We start from the raw sequence: 14,224 nt of genomic DNA, 5'->3' as shown, positions 1-14,224 counted from the left end.
TTTTCACTGATTTTATCAAATCAGAGCTTAAATTAGAGATTTTATAGTTTTAACTTTGTCCTATTTTAGGCAAGGAGCCTTTTAGCTTTTGATAAATTTCACAGCTTTTACTAAGCTCTTCATCACTACCAAATCCTACTACGGCACCGCCACTTATAACAGCTATTTTATCGGCATTTTGAACCGTGCTTAGACGGTGGGCTATGACGATAATTATCTTCTCGTGTTGTAAATTTGATATCGCTTTTGTGATCTCTTTTTCGCTTTCATTGTCAAGAGCTGATGTAGCCTCGTCAAATATCAAAATTTGAGGATCTTTATATAAGGCTCTTGCGATAGCTATCCTTTGGCGCTGACCTCCGGAAAGATTGGTTCCAAACTCATTTAAAATCGTATTAATCCCATCCTCAAGCGTACAAACAAATTCGTAAGCATTAGCCATTTTTAAAGCTTTTATCGCAGCATCTTCATCAAACTCTCTTCCGTAGGCTACGTTATTTGCAATAGTATCATTAAATATATATACGCGCTGAGTAACAAGGCCGATATTATCCCTTAAAGACCTTATATCAAATTCCTTTATATCGGTTTCATTTATTAAAATTTCTCCGCTGTTTGTATCATAAAACCTCATCAGCAAATTTACGATTGAACTTTTGCCTCCTCCGCTTGAGCCTACAAGTGCTATCATCTGAGATTTTAAAGCGGTCAAATTTATGCCTTTTAAGATCTCTTTATCTCCGTAATTTAATCTCGCATCTTGAAATTTAACCGACTCTATAACTAAAGGAATCTCTTTGTCTCCACTTTTTACAGATGGAATTTTGTCGAGCAACTCAAATGTCCTCTCTGCCGCAGCTACAGCATCTTGAATATGATTATAAAGTCTTGAAATTCTCTTAATTGGTGTGTATAGCATAAAAAGTGCAGTCAAAAATGAAAAGAAGCTTCCCATGGTAATTTGTCCGTCAATCACTTCCTTGCCGCCTATTATCACAACCGCAGCAACTCCTATGCTACCGATAATTTCCATTATCGGACTTACGGATTCATCTATCTTGACGCTTTTTAAATTTAGTCTAAAAAATTTATTGTTTTCGTCTATAAATCTACCATGTTCATATTTTTGGGCATTATTTGCCTTAATTATCTCAATATTTGTAAAAATTTCACTAAGCCTAGAGCTAATATCAGAAGTCTTCTCTTGCGCCGCTTTTGATAATTTTTTCATTTTTTTTGCAAGTAAAGAGAGCGGATATATCGCTACAGGAATCACTATAAGAGCAAAAAAAGCAAGCTGAGCGCTTTGATATATGACAACGCATAACAGCCCCACTATAGTAATACTCTCTCTTATCATCTCAGGAATCATTGAGGAAACTATGCTTCTTATGCGCTCTATGTCATTGATATTTCGGCTTATAAGCTCTCCGGTACGAAATTCGTTAAAAAATTTCATATCTAAATTTAACAAATTTCCAAGTAGCTTCTCTCTAAATCTACGCACTACGTCTTGTCCTATAAAAGCCGTAAAGTAAGCTTGCAGAAAAGTTCCAAGACCCTTTAAAAAGTATATCACAACTATAGCGTATGGCAATAGATATAATAACTCTTTATTTTTGTCTATAAAAATTTTATTTAATACCGGCTCTATAACCCAGGCTGATGCCGCAGTGCCTCCACTGGCTAAAAGCATACCGGTTATGGCTAAGGCAAATTGCGGGATATAGTCCTTAAAGTATAGTGTAAATCGTCTAAACACGTCCTTTAAACTCATAGATTTCATATCTTTTCCCACATAGTGCCGTTTGGAGTATCCATAATAGCTATTTGCATCAAAGCAAGTTTCTCTCTAATCTCATCGGCTTTAGCGTAATTTTTTAGCTTTTTGGCTTCATTTCGCTCTTCTATTAAGCTTTTTATTTTTGTTTTTTCCTCATCGCTTACACCAAACTGAAAATACTCATATACATCGATTTGTAAAATTCCAAGAACTCTGGCTATTAGCTCTAAATTGGCTAAAATTTCACCTTTTTGAGATTTATCCTTTGGATTTTGATCTAAATTTTCGTTTGCTGTTTTTACAAATTCATCTATTGTGGCAAGTGCTTTGGAGGTATTTAAATCATCTCTCATAGCATTTAGAAACTCTTCTTTAAACTCTTTGTTTTCTTTTCCTAAATTTGAGTCTATAACCCGTTTTTTGAGCCTATAAATCTTATCAAGCCTCTTTTTACTAGCCGATAAATCATCATCAGAATAGTTAAAATGAGCCCTATAATGAGAGCTAAGCAGATAAAATCTCAAAACCTCGCCAAGATTTTGCTTTAAAGCATCTTTGACAAAGAAGCTATTTCCAAGGCTTTTACTCATCTTTTCATCGTTTACTTTAATGAATCCGTTATGCATCCAGTATTTTGCTAGGGTTTTTCGCTCACTGCATCTACATTGAGCAGCCTCGTTTTCATGATGCGGGAATAGTAGATCTATACCTCCTGCGTGTATATCTATCTCATAATCTTGTCCGCTTGAGAGGTATTTTTTTATCATCGCCACACACTCGGTATGCCAGCCCGGACGGCCTCTACCAAATGGACTTTCGTACCATTTTTCATCAAATTTCCATAGTACAAAATCCTCTTCATTTCTCTTGTCTATATTTGACTCAACTCTGGCGATATTTTGATCGCTTTTAGCTTTTCCACTTAGGCTTAGATACTCGTTATCTTGCGCAGTGTCAAAGTAAATTCCATCTCCTTCTATCTCGTAGGCTACATTTTTATTTTTTAGATTTAAAATATATTCTATTATGGCATCAAGACACTCGGTAGCCTTTGGCTCTATATCGGCCTCAAGCACGTTTAAAGCTCGCATATCATCTTTATAGCTTTTAATATATCTATTCGTGATAGACTCTAAACCCTCACCGGTTTCATCCATCTTTTTTAAAATTTTATCATCAATGTCAGTAAAGTTTTTTACAAATTTAACGTCAAATTTAAGCTCTATTAGTATTCTTCTAAGCAGATCAAAGCTAATAGCGCTTTTAGCGTGCCCAAGATGCGAATCATCATATACTGTTGGTCCGCACACGTAAATTCTAACTTTGCCAGATTCAATAGGCTCAAAATTTAGCTTTTGTTTTTTTACACTATCAAAAATTTGCATCTATAAATTTCCTTAAAAATATTAAAATGATCATTTCTATGACCAAAATAATAGCCATAATTCCTAATCTTTTAAAGCTGATTATAGCCAAAAATCTTTTAGTCCCAAAGGCTCGTATGGTTAGTATAAGCAGTATAAAACCTCCCATTGAGCTAGCCAATGCTAATCCGAAAGCTCCATAATATTTCATTAAAATAACTGCCAATATTAAGTTTATCACCAAAGTTATTACCGCTATTTTAGAAGTGGTTTTTTGCTGCATTTTTGCATGAAGCCATTTTGAAAAAATTTTAGCCAAGCCAAACGGCACAAGTCCTATCATATAAGCCTTTAGTACGAGAGCTGTATTGGTCGTATCTTGCGCATTGAACTGACCTCTTTCAAAGAGTAGTTTTATGATAGGATCTGCTAATACAAAGCCTCCTATTGCCGCACCAAAAAGCAGGAAAAATAAAGTCTCAAACCCTTTATTCATAAATTTTAGAGCCTCTTTTTCGTTGCCGGCTTTTAAATTTCTTGCTATTTTCGGGAAAAGCGCAGTAGAAAGAGCTATAGCAAAGACCGCAAGTGGAAGCTGAAAGATGCGATTAGCGTAAAATAGGTAGCTAATGCTTCCAGATACTAAAAAGCTAGCAAGCCAAGTATCCATAAAAGAGCTTATTTGCATTGCGGATGAACCAAATAAACCATGATAAAAATTAGCAAAAAAGCCCTTTGTATCAGCTCTTTTTCCTTTGATAAATTTAATTATTCCTCCAAAAAATATCTTTGACATAGAAGTAAGATAAAGCGCTATTAAATGAGATATTACTTGTAAAATTCCTCCCGCAACCACTCCAAAGCTTAGATAATAAGCGACAACTTTAGGCTCTTTACTTTGAGCTAAAACAAGCGCAAATATCATAGCTATATTTAAAAGTGCGGTTGAAAATGCAGTTGTGATAAAGTGTTGTCTATACTGAAGCAAGGTGGCAATAAACGTAACTACGTAAATTAGTCCAAGATAGTAAAAATTTATCTTAATCAAAGGAACAGCTTGAGAGATTTGGCTCTCGTTTAAGCCCGTTGCGATAATTTTTGTAAATTGAGGAGCAAATAGATTGACCAATAATGTCAAAATCATTACAAAAAATAAAAATTTTAAAAAAATTTCAGCAGAAAATACGCTTTTGTTTTTAGAGTGAGTGAAATTTGGTAATAATGCATCTCCAAATGCTCCTTCTGCAAAAATTCTGCGAAATAGATTTGGAATTTTAAAGGCTATAAAAAATATATCACTATAAATTCCTGCACCAAGAGTAGAAGCTGTCATCACGTCTCTAAAAAATCCTAAGATACGAGACACCATAATGCCGGCACTATTTGAAAAAAAGCCTTTTATAAACATAAATTTCCATTTTGATATTATTGCTGAAATAATATTTAAATTTAGATTTAAAAAACGTAAAATCAAGCCCTATAAACTAGTTTTAATAAAATTTTAGAGAAAATATAAAAATTTAAAAATAATAAATTTGAAAGAATGCTAGGTGGAAAATAGTCAAAAAGAGCCAATTTACCTTGATCCTATTGGAATGGATACTATAAATCCTTATGGTGAAATTCCTATTTTAGCTAGAAATTTTAATGTCGATATGAAATTTATTGATTTTAAAATTTTATCAATTGTTACAGAATACAAATTAATAGGAGATAGTGAAAGTAAGATATTAGAAAAAACTGAACTTGACATATTTGACAACGATACATTCTATGTAAATCAAGTTGAAAACATAAAGCAAAGTTATAAAGTAGAATTTTTTGACACAAGAAGAAAAAAACAACATCTACTGCCGGATATTTCTATAAGTGCCAATAAAAATCTTACCAAAATAGTAGCTACGGTTTTTAAAAGTAGTGACGTAGTTTATTTTAAAGAGTTTGAAAATAAAGTAACTGAATTTATCTATAAAAAATTAATTAAAGTTGGAATTTTAGTAGGAATTAGAAATAAAGCTATGAAAAACGAGCTAAGTAAAATTTCATCTTTTTTAAGAATAAAAGAGATAATAGATAAAGATTATACTTTTGTTGTAACATCTGGAGTAAATAAAAAAGACTCTAACGATGATTCTATTGTATATCACTACAAAAACAAGATTAATAATATAGATAATAGCGGCAGAATAAACTATGCTAATCGTGGATATCTACTTGGAGTCGCAAAAGATGAATTAATAATAGAGTATCAAAAGCCTGTTATGGGCGAGCCTGGACGCGATGTCAGGGGTATCGTTATACCAGTGGTTGAACCAAGAACAACAATTACAAAAATGATAGAGCATACTGACGAGATAGAAGAGAGGGTTGATGATTCTGGAATAAAATATTATGCCAAAAAAGCAGGATATGTTTACGATCAAAAAAATATATTTGACATCAAAGAAGAGCTTGATGTAAATGAAATCTCTTTTAGAGCAACAGGCTCCATAGATGCTGGACTTGATAATAACGTGGTATTAAATGTAAAAGAAAAAGATATCACAAAAGATGCCATAGGTGATGGCATGAATGTTGAAGCCAACGAGATAAACATAGAAGGAAACGTAGCTCAAAATGCTGTAATAAAAGCAAATAAAGTAAAAATCGGAGGACAAACTCACGCAAAAGCGCATATAGAGGCCAAAGAAGCCAAAATAGCTGTTCATATCGGTAGTTTTGATGGAGATCATGTTGAGATAGATCGCCTTGAAAATGGAAAGGTTAAGGCAAAAACAGCAGTCATAAAGTCTGTGCTTGGCGGTGAAATAATAGCTGAAAAATTAGAGATAGGAGTGTTGGCTTCAAATTCAAACATAATCATAGCTGATACTCTTGAAATAAGGCAACTTAAGGGCGTAAATAATAAAATTCTAGTAGATTTTAGCATGGTAAAAAATACAGGCGAAACTATAAATAAAAATTTAGAAAAGATAAAAGAGATTAGAGAACAGATAGTAAAAATGCCCAAGCAGCTTGAAGCCAAAAAGTGTATTATAGAAGAAAATAGGGGTCCTATTAATATCATAAAAGAGAAAATGGAGGAATTTAGAGCTTCTAAAAATTCTCCACCTGTAACTTTTATAAAAAAACTCAGAGAGTATCAACAACTAGTTCATGAATACAATAATCTTTTAAGTGAATTTGAAGAGAAAAAATCCAAAATCACAGATCTTAAAGATGAAATTCAAGCTATTCAGGATGGGATTTTTAATTCAAAGGTTATAAACTACAGTAACTGGCGTGAATTTAATGAGATAAAATTTAAATTAGTAGATCCTCCAAGAGAGATATCTTATGTAACTAGAGAAAATGAAGTAGCACGAGTTTTAACAATTAAAAAAATAGAAAATGAAGATGGAGAGATTGATTACTTAATCAGGAAAAATAATAATATAAGAAAGGCCTAAAAATTGTTTTTTGGTCTTAAATTTAAAAGTGATTTTTACGATTGTTTAATTAAAGACAATGGATCTCTTGAGATAAATTTAAAAAACTCTTGGGATTTTAAATTAAAAAAAAGTATTTTAAACCAAATTTCAGCTATTCTTTTATCCAAAAAATTTCAAATAATAAAATTAAATTTTGCAGAAGTTACCGAGTTTGACTATGCTATAGCCTTATTTTTAAGTTCAATTATTCGCAAATCGGATAAAAAATTTGAGCTTATAAATTTACATAATAACCATGAGAAAATTTTTGCTTCAATTAAAAAAGAGCTATCAGCGGCTATAAAAAAAGATACTATTGCTCCGGCAAAAAAAAATATTAATATAAAAAATACAAAAAATTTTCTTTATAAAATAGGCGAAAAAATAGGCGAATTTTACTTTGGAGTAATTTTATTTTTTACTTTTTTAGGTGAGTTTTTAGTTAAATTTCTAAAAACTATCTTTATGCCAAAGACTATTAGAATCAAAGAAATTTTAGCTCATTTTGAAAATGCCGCTATCAAGTCGGCATTTATTGTTTGTCTTGCTTCGTTTTTAGTAGGTGTAGTTTTGGCTTATCAAGGTGCAAACTTATTAGAACGATTTGGTGCAAGCATAATAATAGTTGAGATGATGGGTATGCTAACTCTTAGAGAGATAGCGCCTTTGATTGCTGCCATAGTTATCGCCGGACGCTTAGCCTCAAGCTATACTGCGCAAATTGGGGTGATGAAGATAACAGAAGAGATAGACGCTATGAAAACTATGGGGTTTGATCCTTTTAAATTTTTAGTCTTGCCAAGGGTTATTGCTCTAATTTTTGCTATGCCTATAATTGTATTTTTAGCTGATTTGATAGGACTTTTTGGCGAGATGGTGGTATGTCAGACATATCTTGATATTAGTTTTGGAGATTATTTAGCGAGGTTTAAGCAAGAAGTAGAGATAAGACACTTTTACGTAGGTGTTTTTAAAGCTCCATTTTTTGGTATGGTTATAGCATTTATAGGGTGCTGGCGCGGATTTGCAGTTAGTGGAAATACCCAAAGCGTAGGCAAGTACACAACCGTAAGCGTAGTAAATGCAATATTTGGAGTAATAATGGTAGATGCGCTATTTTCTATCATATTTACTCAGCTTGAGGTCTAATATGATAATAAAAGCCACAGACATAACCACCAAATTTAATGATCGAATTATACACGACAAGGTTAGCTTTCATGTAAAAGATGGTGAAATTTACGGACTTCTTGGCGGTAGCGGTAGCGGTAAATCAACACTTATGAAAACAATGATATACTTAAAAGAGCCAAGCGAAGGCAGAATAGAGATGCTTGGAGAAGATCTATGGTCTATAGGCGAGGCAAAAAGACAAGAGATAAGGCAAAAGTGCGGAGTAATGTTTCAGTTTGGAGCACTTTATACATCTATGAATGTGCTTGAAAATATATATATCTTGCTAAAAGAATATAGCAATATTAGTGAAACAGTCATGAAAGAGATAGCTATGTTTTGGTTGCTTAAAGTAGGATTAAAACCCAATACGGCTCTACTTTATCCAAGTGAACTAAGCGGTGGTATGAAAAAACGTGTGGCTATGGCAAGAGCCCTTGTATTAAGTCCTAAAATTCTATTTTTAGATGAGCCAAATAGCGGGCTCGATCCGATGAGTGCAAGAGCTTTTGATGAGCTGGTTTTAGAGCTTAGAGATACTCTTGAACTAACAGTTGTGATGGTAACGCATGATATAGACAGTATCCAAAGCATATTAGATAGATTTTTAATACTTGAAAATAAAAAGATAGCCTTTGAGGGAAATTTAAACGAGCTTAAAAGCTTTGAAAACAATCCTCTTGAGGATCTCTTTAAGGCAAGGAAAATTTAGATGGAAAGCAAGATAAATTATACTCTTATAGGGCTGTTTTTTGTGATAGTTGTATCCATTGCTGGTGGCTTTATATGGTGGATGATAAGTTATGGCAATAACAAGAATGAATACAGAGCATATTACATACTTACGAACGATCTTCCAAGTGGAATCAAAAAAGATTCTACAGTCAAATTTATAGGAGTTGATGCTGGAATAGTCAAAGATATTAGATTTGCAAACCCAAAAGATGCACAAATAGAGATTGAATTATGGGTTGACAAAGGGCTTCCTGTAAAAAAAGATAGCACTGTAGTGGCAGAGATTCAAGGAATAACAGGCATAAGTTATCTAAATATACAAAGAGGATCGCAAAATAGTCCTATATTTAGTGATAGCGAAAAGCCTTACATTACTCTTGAAGAAAGTTTTTTTCAAAAAATAGGCGGAAAGGCTAGTAACTTAACAGAAAATATTGATAGAACGCTTGCAAATATAAATAAAGTTTTAAATGAAGAGAATACTAAAAAAATATCTTCTATTTTAAAATCCATTGATGAGCTTGCGGCTAATTTAAATAATATTAGTGCAAATACCGATATAAATGGTTCTTTGGCAAATCTAAACAATACTCTTTTAGAATTTCAAATCTTAGCCAAAAACGGCTCTAAGACACTTGAAAATATCAACTCATTTTCTAATAATTTTTCTAATCTGGCAATCAAACTAGAAAATTTACAAAGAATTATGGAAGAAAAGATAAAAAGCGGAGAGTATGATATAAAAGACATCTTAAGCTCATTTTCACAAGAGGCTATAACTACATTTTTAGAATTCCAAAAGACCCTGAAAGAATTTAGGCAAACTCTTTTTAGGCTAGAGGATAGGCCTTATGAATTTTTCTTTAAAGACCCTCAAAACAAGGATAAAAAATGAGAAATTTGGCTATTTTTGTTTTTTCTATATTTATAGCAGGTTGCTCAATAATAGCAAAACCGGCGCCATCCATTGAATATTTGATGCTTGGCAACAATAGCTTTAGTAAATGTGAAGGTAAAAATAAAATTTTAGTTTTTGTAGAGCAAACTAAAGCTATTAATATGTTTGATTCAAGAAGTATAATTAAAATTAACGACAAAGGACAGGTAGATACAATCAAAGGAGTCAAATGGATAACGACACCAAGCGATATGATATATAAAAATTTTCTTGCCGCAATAAATAGTAGTTGTGAGCTTGACGCTAACTTTGATAGAAGAAATTTAGTTCTAAAAACAAATCTAATTACGCTTCAAACGGATGAAAAAGAGGCCACTATTGGCCTAGGATTTACTATTTTAAAAGATGAAAAAATTTTAAAAAGCTCTATTATGACATCAAAAAAAGCTATTGCAGAAAATACTCCACAAAATGCACTAATAGCGTTAAATTTAGCTATGAATGATATAGTAACTAAAATTTTAGATGAGATCAAAGGAAGTATATGATAAAAGCAATCGAAGGCGTAATAACCAAAAAAGAGCCTGCATACCTGCTGCTTAAAACCGCAAGCGGCGTAACATACGGCATATCCATATCGCTTTTTTGCTCGGCAAAGCTTGAAAAAGGCGAAAAAGTAGAACTTAACATCACTCAAATTATCAGAGAAGATGCAAATTTGCTCTACGGCTTTTTGGACGAAAGCGAGCAAAGAATGTTTGAGATGCTTATCAAACTAAACGGCATAGGCGCAAGCACAGCTATGGCGGTATGCTCCAGCCTAAATCCAAACGCCTTTACAAACGCGATCATAAATGGCGATGCGGACGCTCTTAAATCAGTTCCCGGCATCGGTGTAAAAACCGCAAGGCGTATCATAGCCGAGTTAAGCGACGCTAAGCTCGTAACTGACGATGCGATGCCAAGCCACCAGCACGAAGCGGTTTTGGCGCTTGAGAGCCTTGGATTTAAGCGAGATAAGATATCTAAGGTGCTTTCAACCTGCACGGCAACTAACGTAAGCGAGCTTATCAAAGAAGCTCTTAAAAAACTCGGATAAAGGATGGATATGAAATTTGGAATTTTATTTGGCGCTAGAAGCTACGAGCATGAGATCAGCATCGTAAGCGCAATAGCCTTAAAAAACGTGCTTAAAAGCGAGCCGGTGTTTGTATTTTGCGATAAATTTAGGGAGTTTTATCTAATCGAAGCTAAAGACATGAAGGCAAATTTCTTTAGCTCGGGCAACTACAAAAAGAGTAAAAAGCTACTACTTAAAAACGGCGGATTTTTTGCGGGCGGAATGTTTGGCGAGAAAAAGACAGAAGTTGATGTATTTATAAATTTGATACATGGCATGGACGGCGAAGACGGCAAAATGGCTGCCTTGCTTGACTTTTACGAGATAAGATATATAGGCCCTAGACTTGAAGCAAGCGCGATGAGCTACAACAAAGAGATAACCAAGCTTTTAGCCGTAAAAGCAGGCGTTAAGACGCTAAAATACGAAGTCTTGCGCAGAGGTGATATCTTAAATTTAGCGCTTCCCATCATACTAAAGCCTGTTCGTCTAGGCAGCTCTATCGGAGTAAGCGTGGTAAAGGATGATGGCGAGCTTGAGTATGCACAGGACGTGGCGTTTGAGTTTGACACCGAAGTTTTGGTTGAGCCGTTTATAGAGGGCGTGAAGGAATATAACCTAGCAGGCTGCAAGGTAGATGGCAAGATAAAATTTTCGATCATAGAAGAGCCAAAAAAGAAAGAATTCCTTGATTACGAGCAAAAATATATGAGCTTTTCAAGCGAGAGCAGGGCAAAGGAAGCTGATATAAGCGAGACTATCAAGGCAAAATTAAAAGAGAGTTTTGAGAGAATTTATAACTGCGGATTTGACGGAGCGCTTATCAGGTGTGATTTTTTCGTGATAGATGATGAAGTCTATCTAAACGAGATAAATCCAAATCCGGGAAGCCTTGCAAACTATCTATTTAACGACTTTGAAGAGACTATAAATTTGCTCGCTAAAAACTTGCCAAGAGAGCGCGATATAAAGATAGATTATCAATTTATAAACTCGATCACATCGGCTAAAGGAAAGGTATAAAATACTAATAGCAGTAATTGAGCTGTTAAATTCTCAAATTTAGCGGCTTAATTTAGCCGAATTTAAAGGCTTATTTGTTATATTTTATGTAAAATTTTACATAAAGAGTAAAAAATGACTACATTTAGCAAAGATGAAATCTACACCGCCACCGAAGTTGTTAGAAATTTTAGCACCGTTCTTACTAAAGTAGGCTCGGCACAGACCAAGCGAGCCGTCATTGTAAAAAACAACAAATTTGAAGCGGTTTTACTAAATATGGCTGAATACGAGCGCCTATGCGAGGCGGTGGAAGTTCTACAAACTATATATTCGTCAAGAAAAAAGGGTGAAAATGGCGAGTAAGGAGATAATTTACAAAGGCAAAAGTTACCAAATAAGCTACGAGATGCTAAATTTATCAAACGAACATGCGATAGTATTTTTGCACGGCTGGGGGGCAAATAAAGAGATAATGAAAAAGGCCTTTGGCAAATTTCTAACTGGTTTTAAGCATATCTACATCGATATGCCAGGTTTTGGCGCTTCAAATATGCAAGAGCCGCTTTATACGAAAGATTACGCCGAGATTATGAAGCTGTTTTTAGAGGAGATAAATATCATTCCAACTCTTATCGTCGGACACTCATTTGGCGGCAAGGTTGCAACTTTGTTAAAGCCTGCAAATTTAGCTCTTTTAAGCAGTGCCGGCATAGTTACCAAAAAGCCCTTTTTTGTGAGATTTAAGATCTCTATTTTTAAAATTTTAAAAGCACTTGGATTTGGCTTTTTGTATAAATTTTTTGCTACAAAAGATGTAAAAGGCATGAGCAAGCAGATGTATGAAACGCTTAAAAACGTCGTAAATGAGGACTTTACAAGCAAATTTAAAGATTACAAGGGCAGGGCGTTTATATTTTGGGGTGAAGAAGATAGCGCAACTCCGCTAAAAAGTGGCGAGCAGATACATAGGCTCATAGCAAATAGCGACTTTCATCCGCTTAAAGGCGACCACTTCTTTTTCTTGCTACGTGCAAGCTATATTAGCGGAGTTATCGACTCTGAACTAAATTTAAAGCCAAATAAGGAGCTAAGATGAGTGAAAATTTAACTCAAATTTTAATCCAAAGCGGACTTGTCGCCTCGCATATTTTATTTACTCTTGCGCTCGGATTTTATCTCATCACATGCCTGCAATGGTTTTCGTACAAATTTGAGCGAGTGTTTTTTCACTTCACAAAGCCTGTGTGGCACGTGTTTTTTGCGATCATTCCTATCGTGCTTTACTATACGACTAGTAAGTTTTTTTGGATATATTTTTACTTTGCGATGGTGCCAAGCCTTTATCTCTGGCATAAAAAGCTTGATAAAAAGCTGGTTTTTACACCTAGAGTCAAGCGATTTTTCAGCATACTTGCGCTTGCCTTAGTGCTTGAAAATGTATTTTGCTTTATCTCTGCCAAGTGCCAAAATTTAGGTATCATATTGCCGCTTGTACTTTCGTTTATCCTTAGCTTTATACTTGAAAAAATGAATTTTAAAACTTACGAAAAGGCTGCGATTAAAAATCTTAAAGAAATAAAAGAGCTTAAGATCATCCTTATAACGGCAAGTTTTGGCAAAACAAGCATCAAAAATTTCTTATTCGAAATACTAAAAGATGATTTTAGATGCCACAAAACTCCTCGCAGTGTAAATACCCTAGCTGGGCTCATCCAAGATGTAAACAACAATCTTGCTGCCGATACGCAAATTTATATAGCCGAAGCAGGGGCTAGATTAAAGGGCGATATCGCTGAGATAACCGCATTTTTACAGCCTCAGATCGTAATCGTAGGCGAAATAGGGGCTCAGCACATCGAATACTTTAAAACTCTTGATAATATCCGCTCAACCAAGCTTGAAGCGCTTGGCTCTAAACGACTTGAAAAAGCTTTCGTGCATAGCTCAACACTAGCAAAAGAGAGCGAAAAAGTGGAAATTTTTGATAAAAATTTAAAAGATATAAAGGCAAATTTAGAAGGCATAAATTTCAGCCTTGATGAAGTTAAATTTAGCTCTCCTTTGCTTGGCAAATTTAACTGCACAAATTTAGCCGTTTGTGTAAAAACCGCTCTTTATCTAGGGCTCGAGCCGTCAAAAGTGCAAAATTTGATATCTAAACTTAAAAATGTCGAGCATAGGCTTCAAAGAATTGATGCGGGCGGTAAAATCATAATAGACGATAGTTTCAATGGCAACTTTAACGGCATGAGTGTGTCTTACGAGCTTGTTTCGGGCTATGAAGGTCGCAAAGTATTGATAACTCCAGGGATCGTGGAAAGCACTGCCGAGGAAAACAAAAAACTAAGCAAGATCATAAATGAAACTTTTGATGTAGTGATGATATCAAGCTCGCTAAACGCAGTTTCACTGCTTAAATATCTCACAAAGCCAAAGATAATCATCATAAAAGATAAATCAAAAATGCAAGAGATACTAGCTCAAAACACCAAAGCAGGGGATCTAATACTATTTTCAAACGATGCGCCTAGCTTTATGTAATAAATTTGGGCTTTTTATAAAGCTCAAAAAATCAATATAAAACACACTAAAAACTACTTAAAAAGCCAATAATTTCTAAAATTTTTATGCATATATAGTGTTATATTGTTTCATTTAAAAATAGCTTTTGTTTTC

General features: G+C 34.2%; 13 protein-coding genes. 10 read left to right on the top strand and 3 right to left on the bottom strand.

The features are described from left to right. Positions 1 to 49: 49 nt before the first annotated feature. From CDOMC_RS04905 to murJ, 3 genes are read right to left on the bottom strand one after another with little or no spacing between them, the layout of a single operon-like run. A complete protein-coding gene (locus CDOMC_RS04905; RefSeq protein WP_172129652.1) occupies positions 50 to 1,786 on the bottom strand; it encodes an ABC transporter ATP-binding protein in 1,737 nt (578 codons plus the stop codon). Beyond that, on the bottom strand, positions 1,783 to 3,168 hold the full coding sequence (gene cysS, locus CDOMC_RS04900; RefSeq protein WP_172128418.1) for a cysteine--tRNA ligase: 1,386 nt from the start codon (positions 3,166 to 3,168) through the stop codon (positions 1,783 to 1,785). The genes CDOMC_RS04905 and cysS overlap by 4 nt, the downstream gene beginning before the upstream one ends. Then, positions 3,155 to 4,555: a murein biosynthesis integral membrane protein MurJ gene (gene murJ / locus CDOMC_RS04895; protein WP_172128416.1), complete on the bottom strand. Its 1,401-nt coding sequence runs from the start codon at positions 4,553 to 4,555 to the stop codon at positions 3,155 to 3,157. Before murJ ends, cysS begins: the two co-directional genes overlap by 14 nt. Before the next feature lie 142 nt (positions 4,556 to 4,697). Here murJ and CDOMC_RS04890 point away from each other — a divergent pair, with 142 nt between their 5' ends. The 10 genes from CDOMC_RS04890 (at position 4,698) to CDOMC_RS04845 (ending at position 14,089) form a co-directional block, all read left to right on the top strand. Next, complete coding sequence (locus CDOMC_RS04890) at positions 4,698 to 6,596, top strand: flagellar assembly protein A (RefSeq protein ID WP_236861275.1); 1,899 nt, start codon at positions 4,698 to 4,700, stop codon at positions 6,594 to 6,596. 3 nt (positions 6,597 to 6,599) lie between these two features. Next, the gene (locus CDOMC_RS04885) at positions 6,600 to 7,766 is read left to right on the top strand and encodes an MlaE family ABC transporter permease (RefSeq protein ID WP_172128414.1); all 1,167 of its coding nucleotides are present in this window, start codon (positions 6,600 to 6,602) and stop codon (positions 7,764 to 7,766) included. Between the two features lies 1 nt (position 7,767). Beyond that, positions 7,768 to 8,502, top strand: coding sequence for an ABC transporter ATP-binding protein (locus CDOMC_RS04880; RefSeq protein ID WP_172128412.1), 735 nt, complete (start codon positions 7,768 to 7,770; stop codon positions 8,500 to 8,502). Beyond that, positions 8,503 to 9,420 (top strand): MlaD family protein, encoded by a 918-nt coding sequence (locus tag CDOMC_RS04875; RefSeq protein WP_172128410.1) that lies wholly within the window; start codon positions 8,503 to 8,505, stop codon positions 9,418 to 9,420. It begins immediately after the preceding gene. Continuing rightward, complete coding sequence (locus tag CDOMC_RS04870) at positions 9,417 to 9,971, top strand: hypothetical protein (protein WP_172128408.1); 555 nt, start codon at positions 9,417 to 9,419, stop codon at positions 9,969 to 9,971. Before CDOMC_RS04875 ends, CDOMC_RS04870 begins: the two co-directional genes overlap by 4 nt. Further along, positions 9,968 to 10,522, top strand: a complete 555-nt coding sequence (gene ruvA / locus CDOMC_RS04865) for a Holliday junction branch migration protein RuvA (RefSeq protein WP_172128406.1) — start codon at positions 9,968 to 9,970, stop codon at positions 10,520 to 10,522. Before CDOMC_RS04870 ends, ruvA begins: the two co-directional genes overlap by 4 nt. Positions 10,523 to 10,531: 9 nt before the next feature. Continuing rightward, positions 10,532 to 11,566 (top strand): D-alanine--D-alanine ligase, encoded by a 1,035-nt coding sequence (locus tag CDOMC_RS04860; protein WP_172128404.1) that lies wholly within the window; start codon positions 10,532 to 10,534, stop codon positions 11,564 to 11,566. 114 nt (positions 11,567 to 11,680) lie between these two features. Beyond that, positions 11,681 to 11,911, top strand: a complete 231-nt coding sequence (locus tag CDOMC_RS04855; protein ID WP_172128402.1) for a type II toxin-antitoxin system Phd/YefM family antitoxin — start codon at positions 11,681 to 11,683, stop codon at positions 11,909 to 11,911. Next, a complete protein-coding gene (locus CDOMC_RS04850; RefSeq protein ID WP_172128400.1) occupies positions 11,901 to 12,644 on the top strand; it encodes an alpha/beta fold hydrolase in 744 nt (247 codons plus the stop codon). The genes CDOMC_RS04855 and CDOMC_RS04850 overlap by 11 nt, the downstream gene beginning before the upstream one ends. Then, positions 12,641 to 14,089, top strand: coding sequence for a Mur ligase family protein (locus CDOMC_RS04845; protein WP_172128398.1), 1,449 nt, complete (start codon positions 12,641 to 12,643; stop codon positions 14,087 to 14,089). The genes CDOMC_RS04850 and CDOMC_RS04845 overlap by 4 nt, the downstream gene beginning before the upstream one ends. Positions 14,090 to 14,224 lie beyond the last annotated feature (135 nt).

Origin of the sequence: Campylobacter sp. RM16192, from assembly GCF_004803855.2 — a bacterium.
Taxonomy (GTDB): Bacteria; Campylobacterota; Campylobacteria; order Campylobacterales; family Campylobacteraceae; genus Campylobacter_A.
Note: the sequence above shows the minus strand (reverse complement) of the source record. Positions and strands in the feature narration are given on the sequence as shown.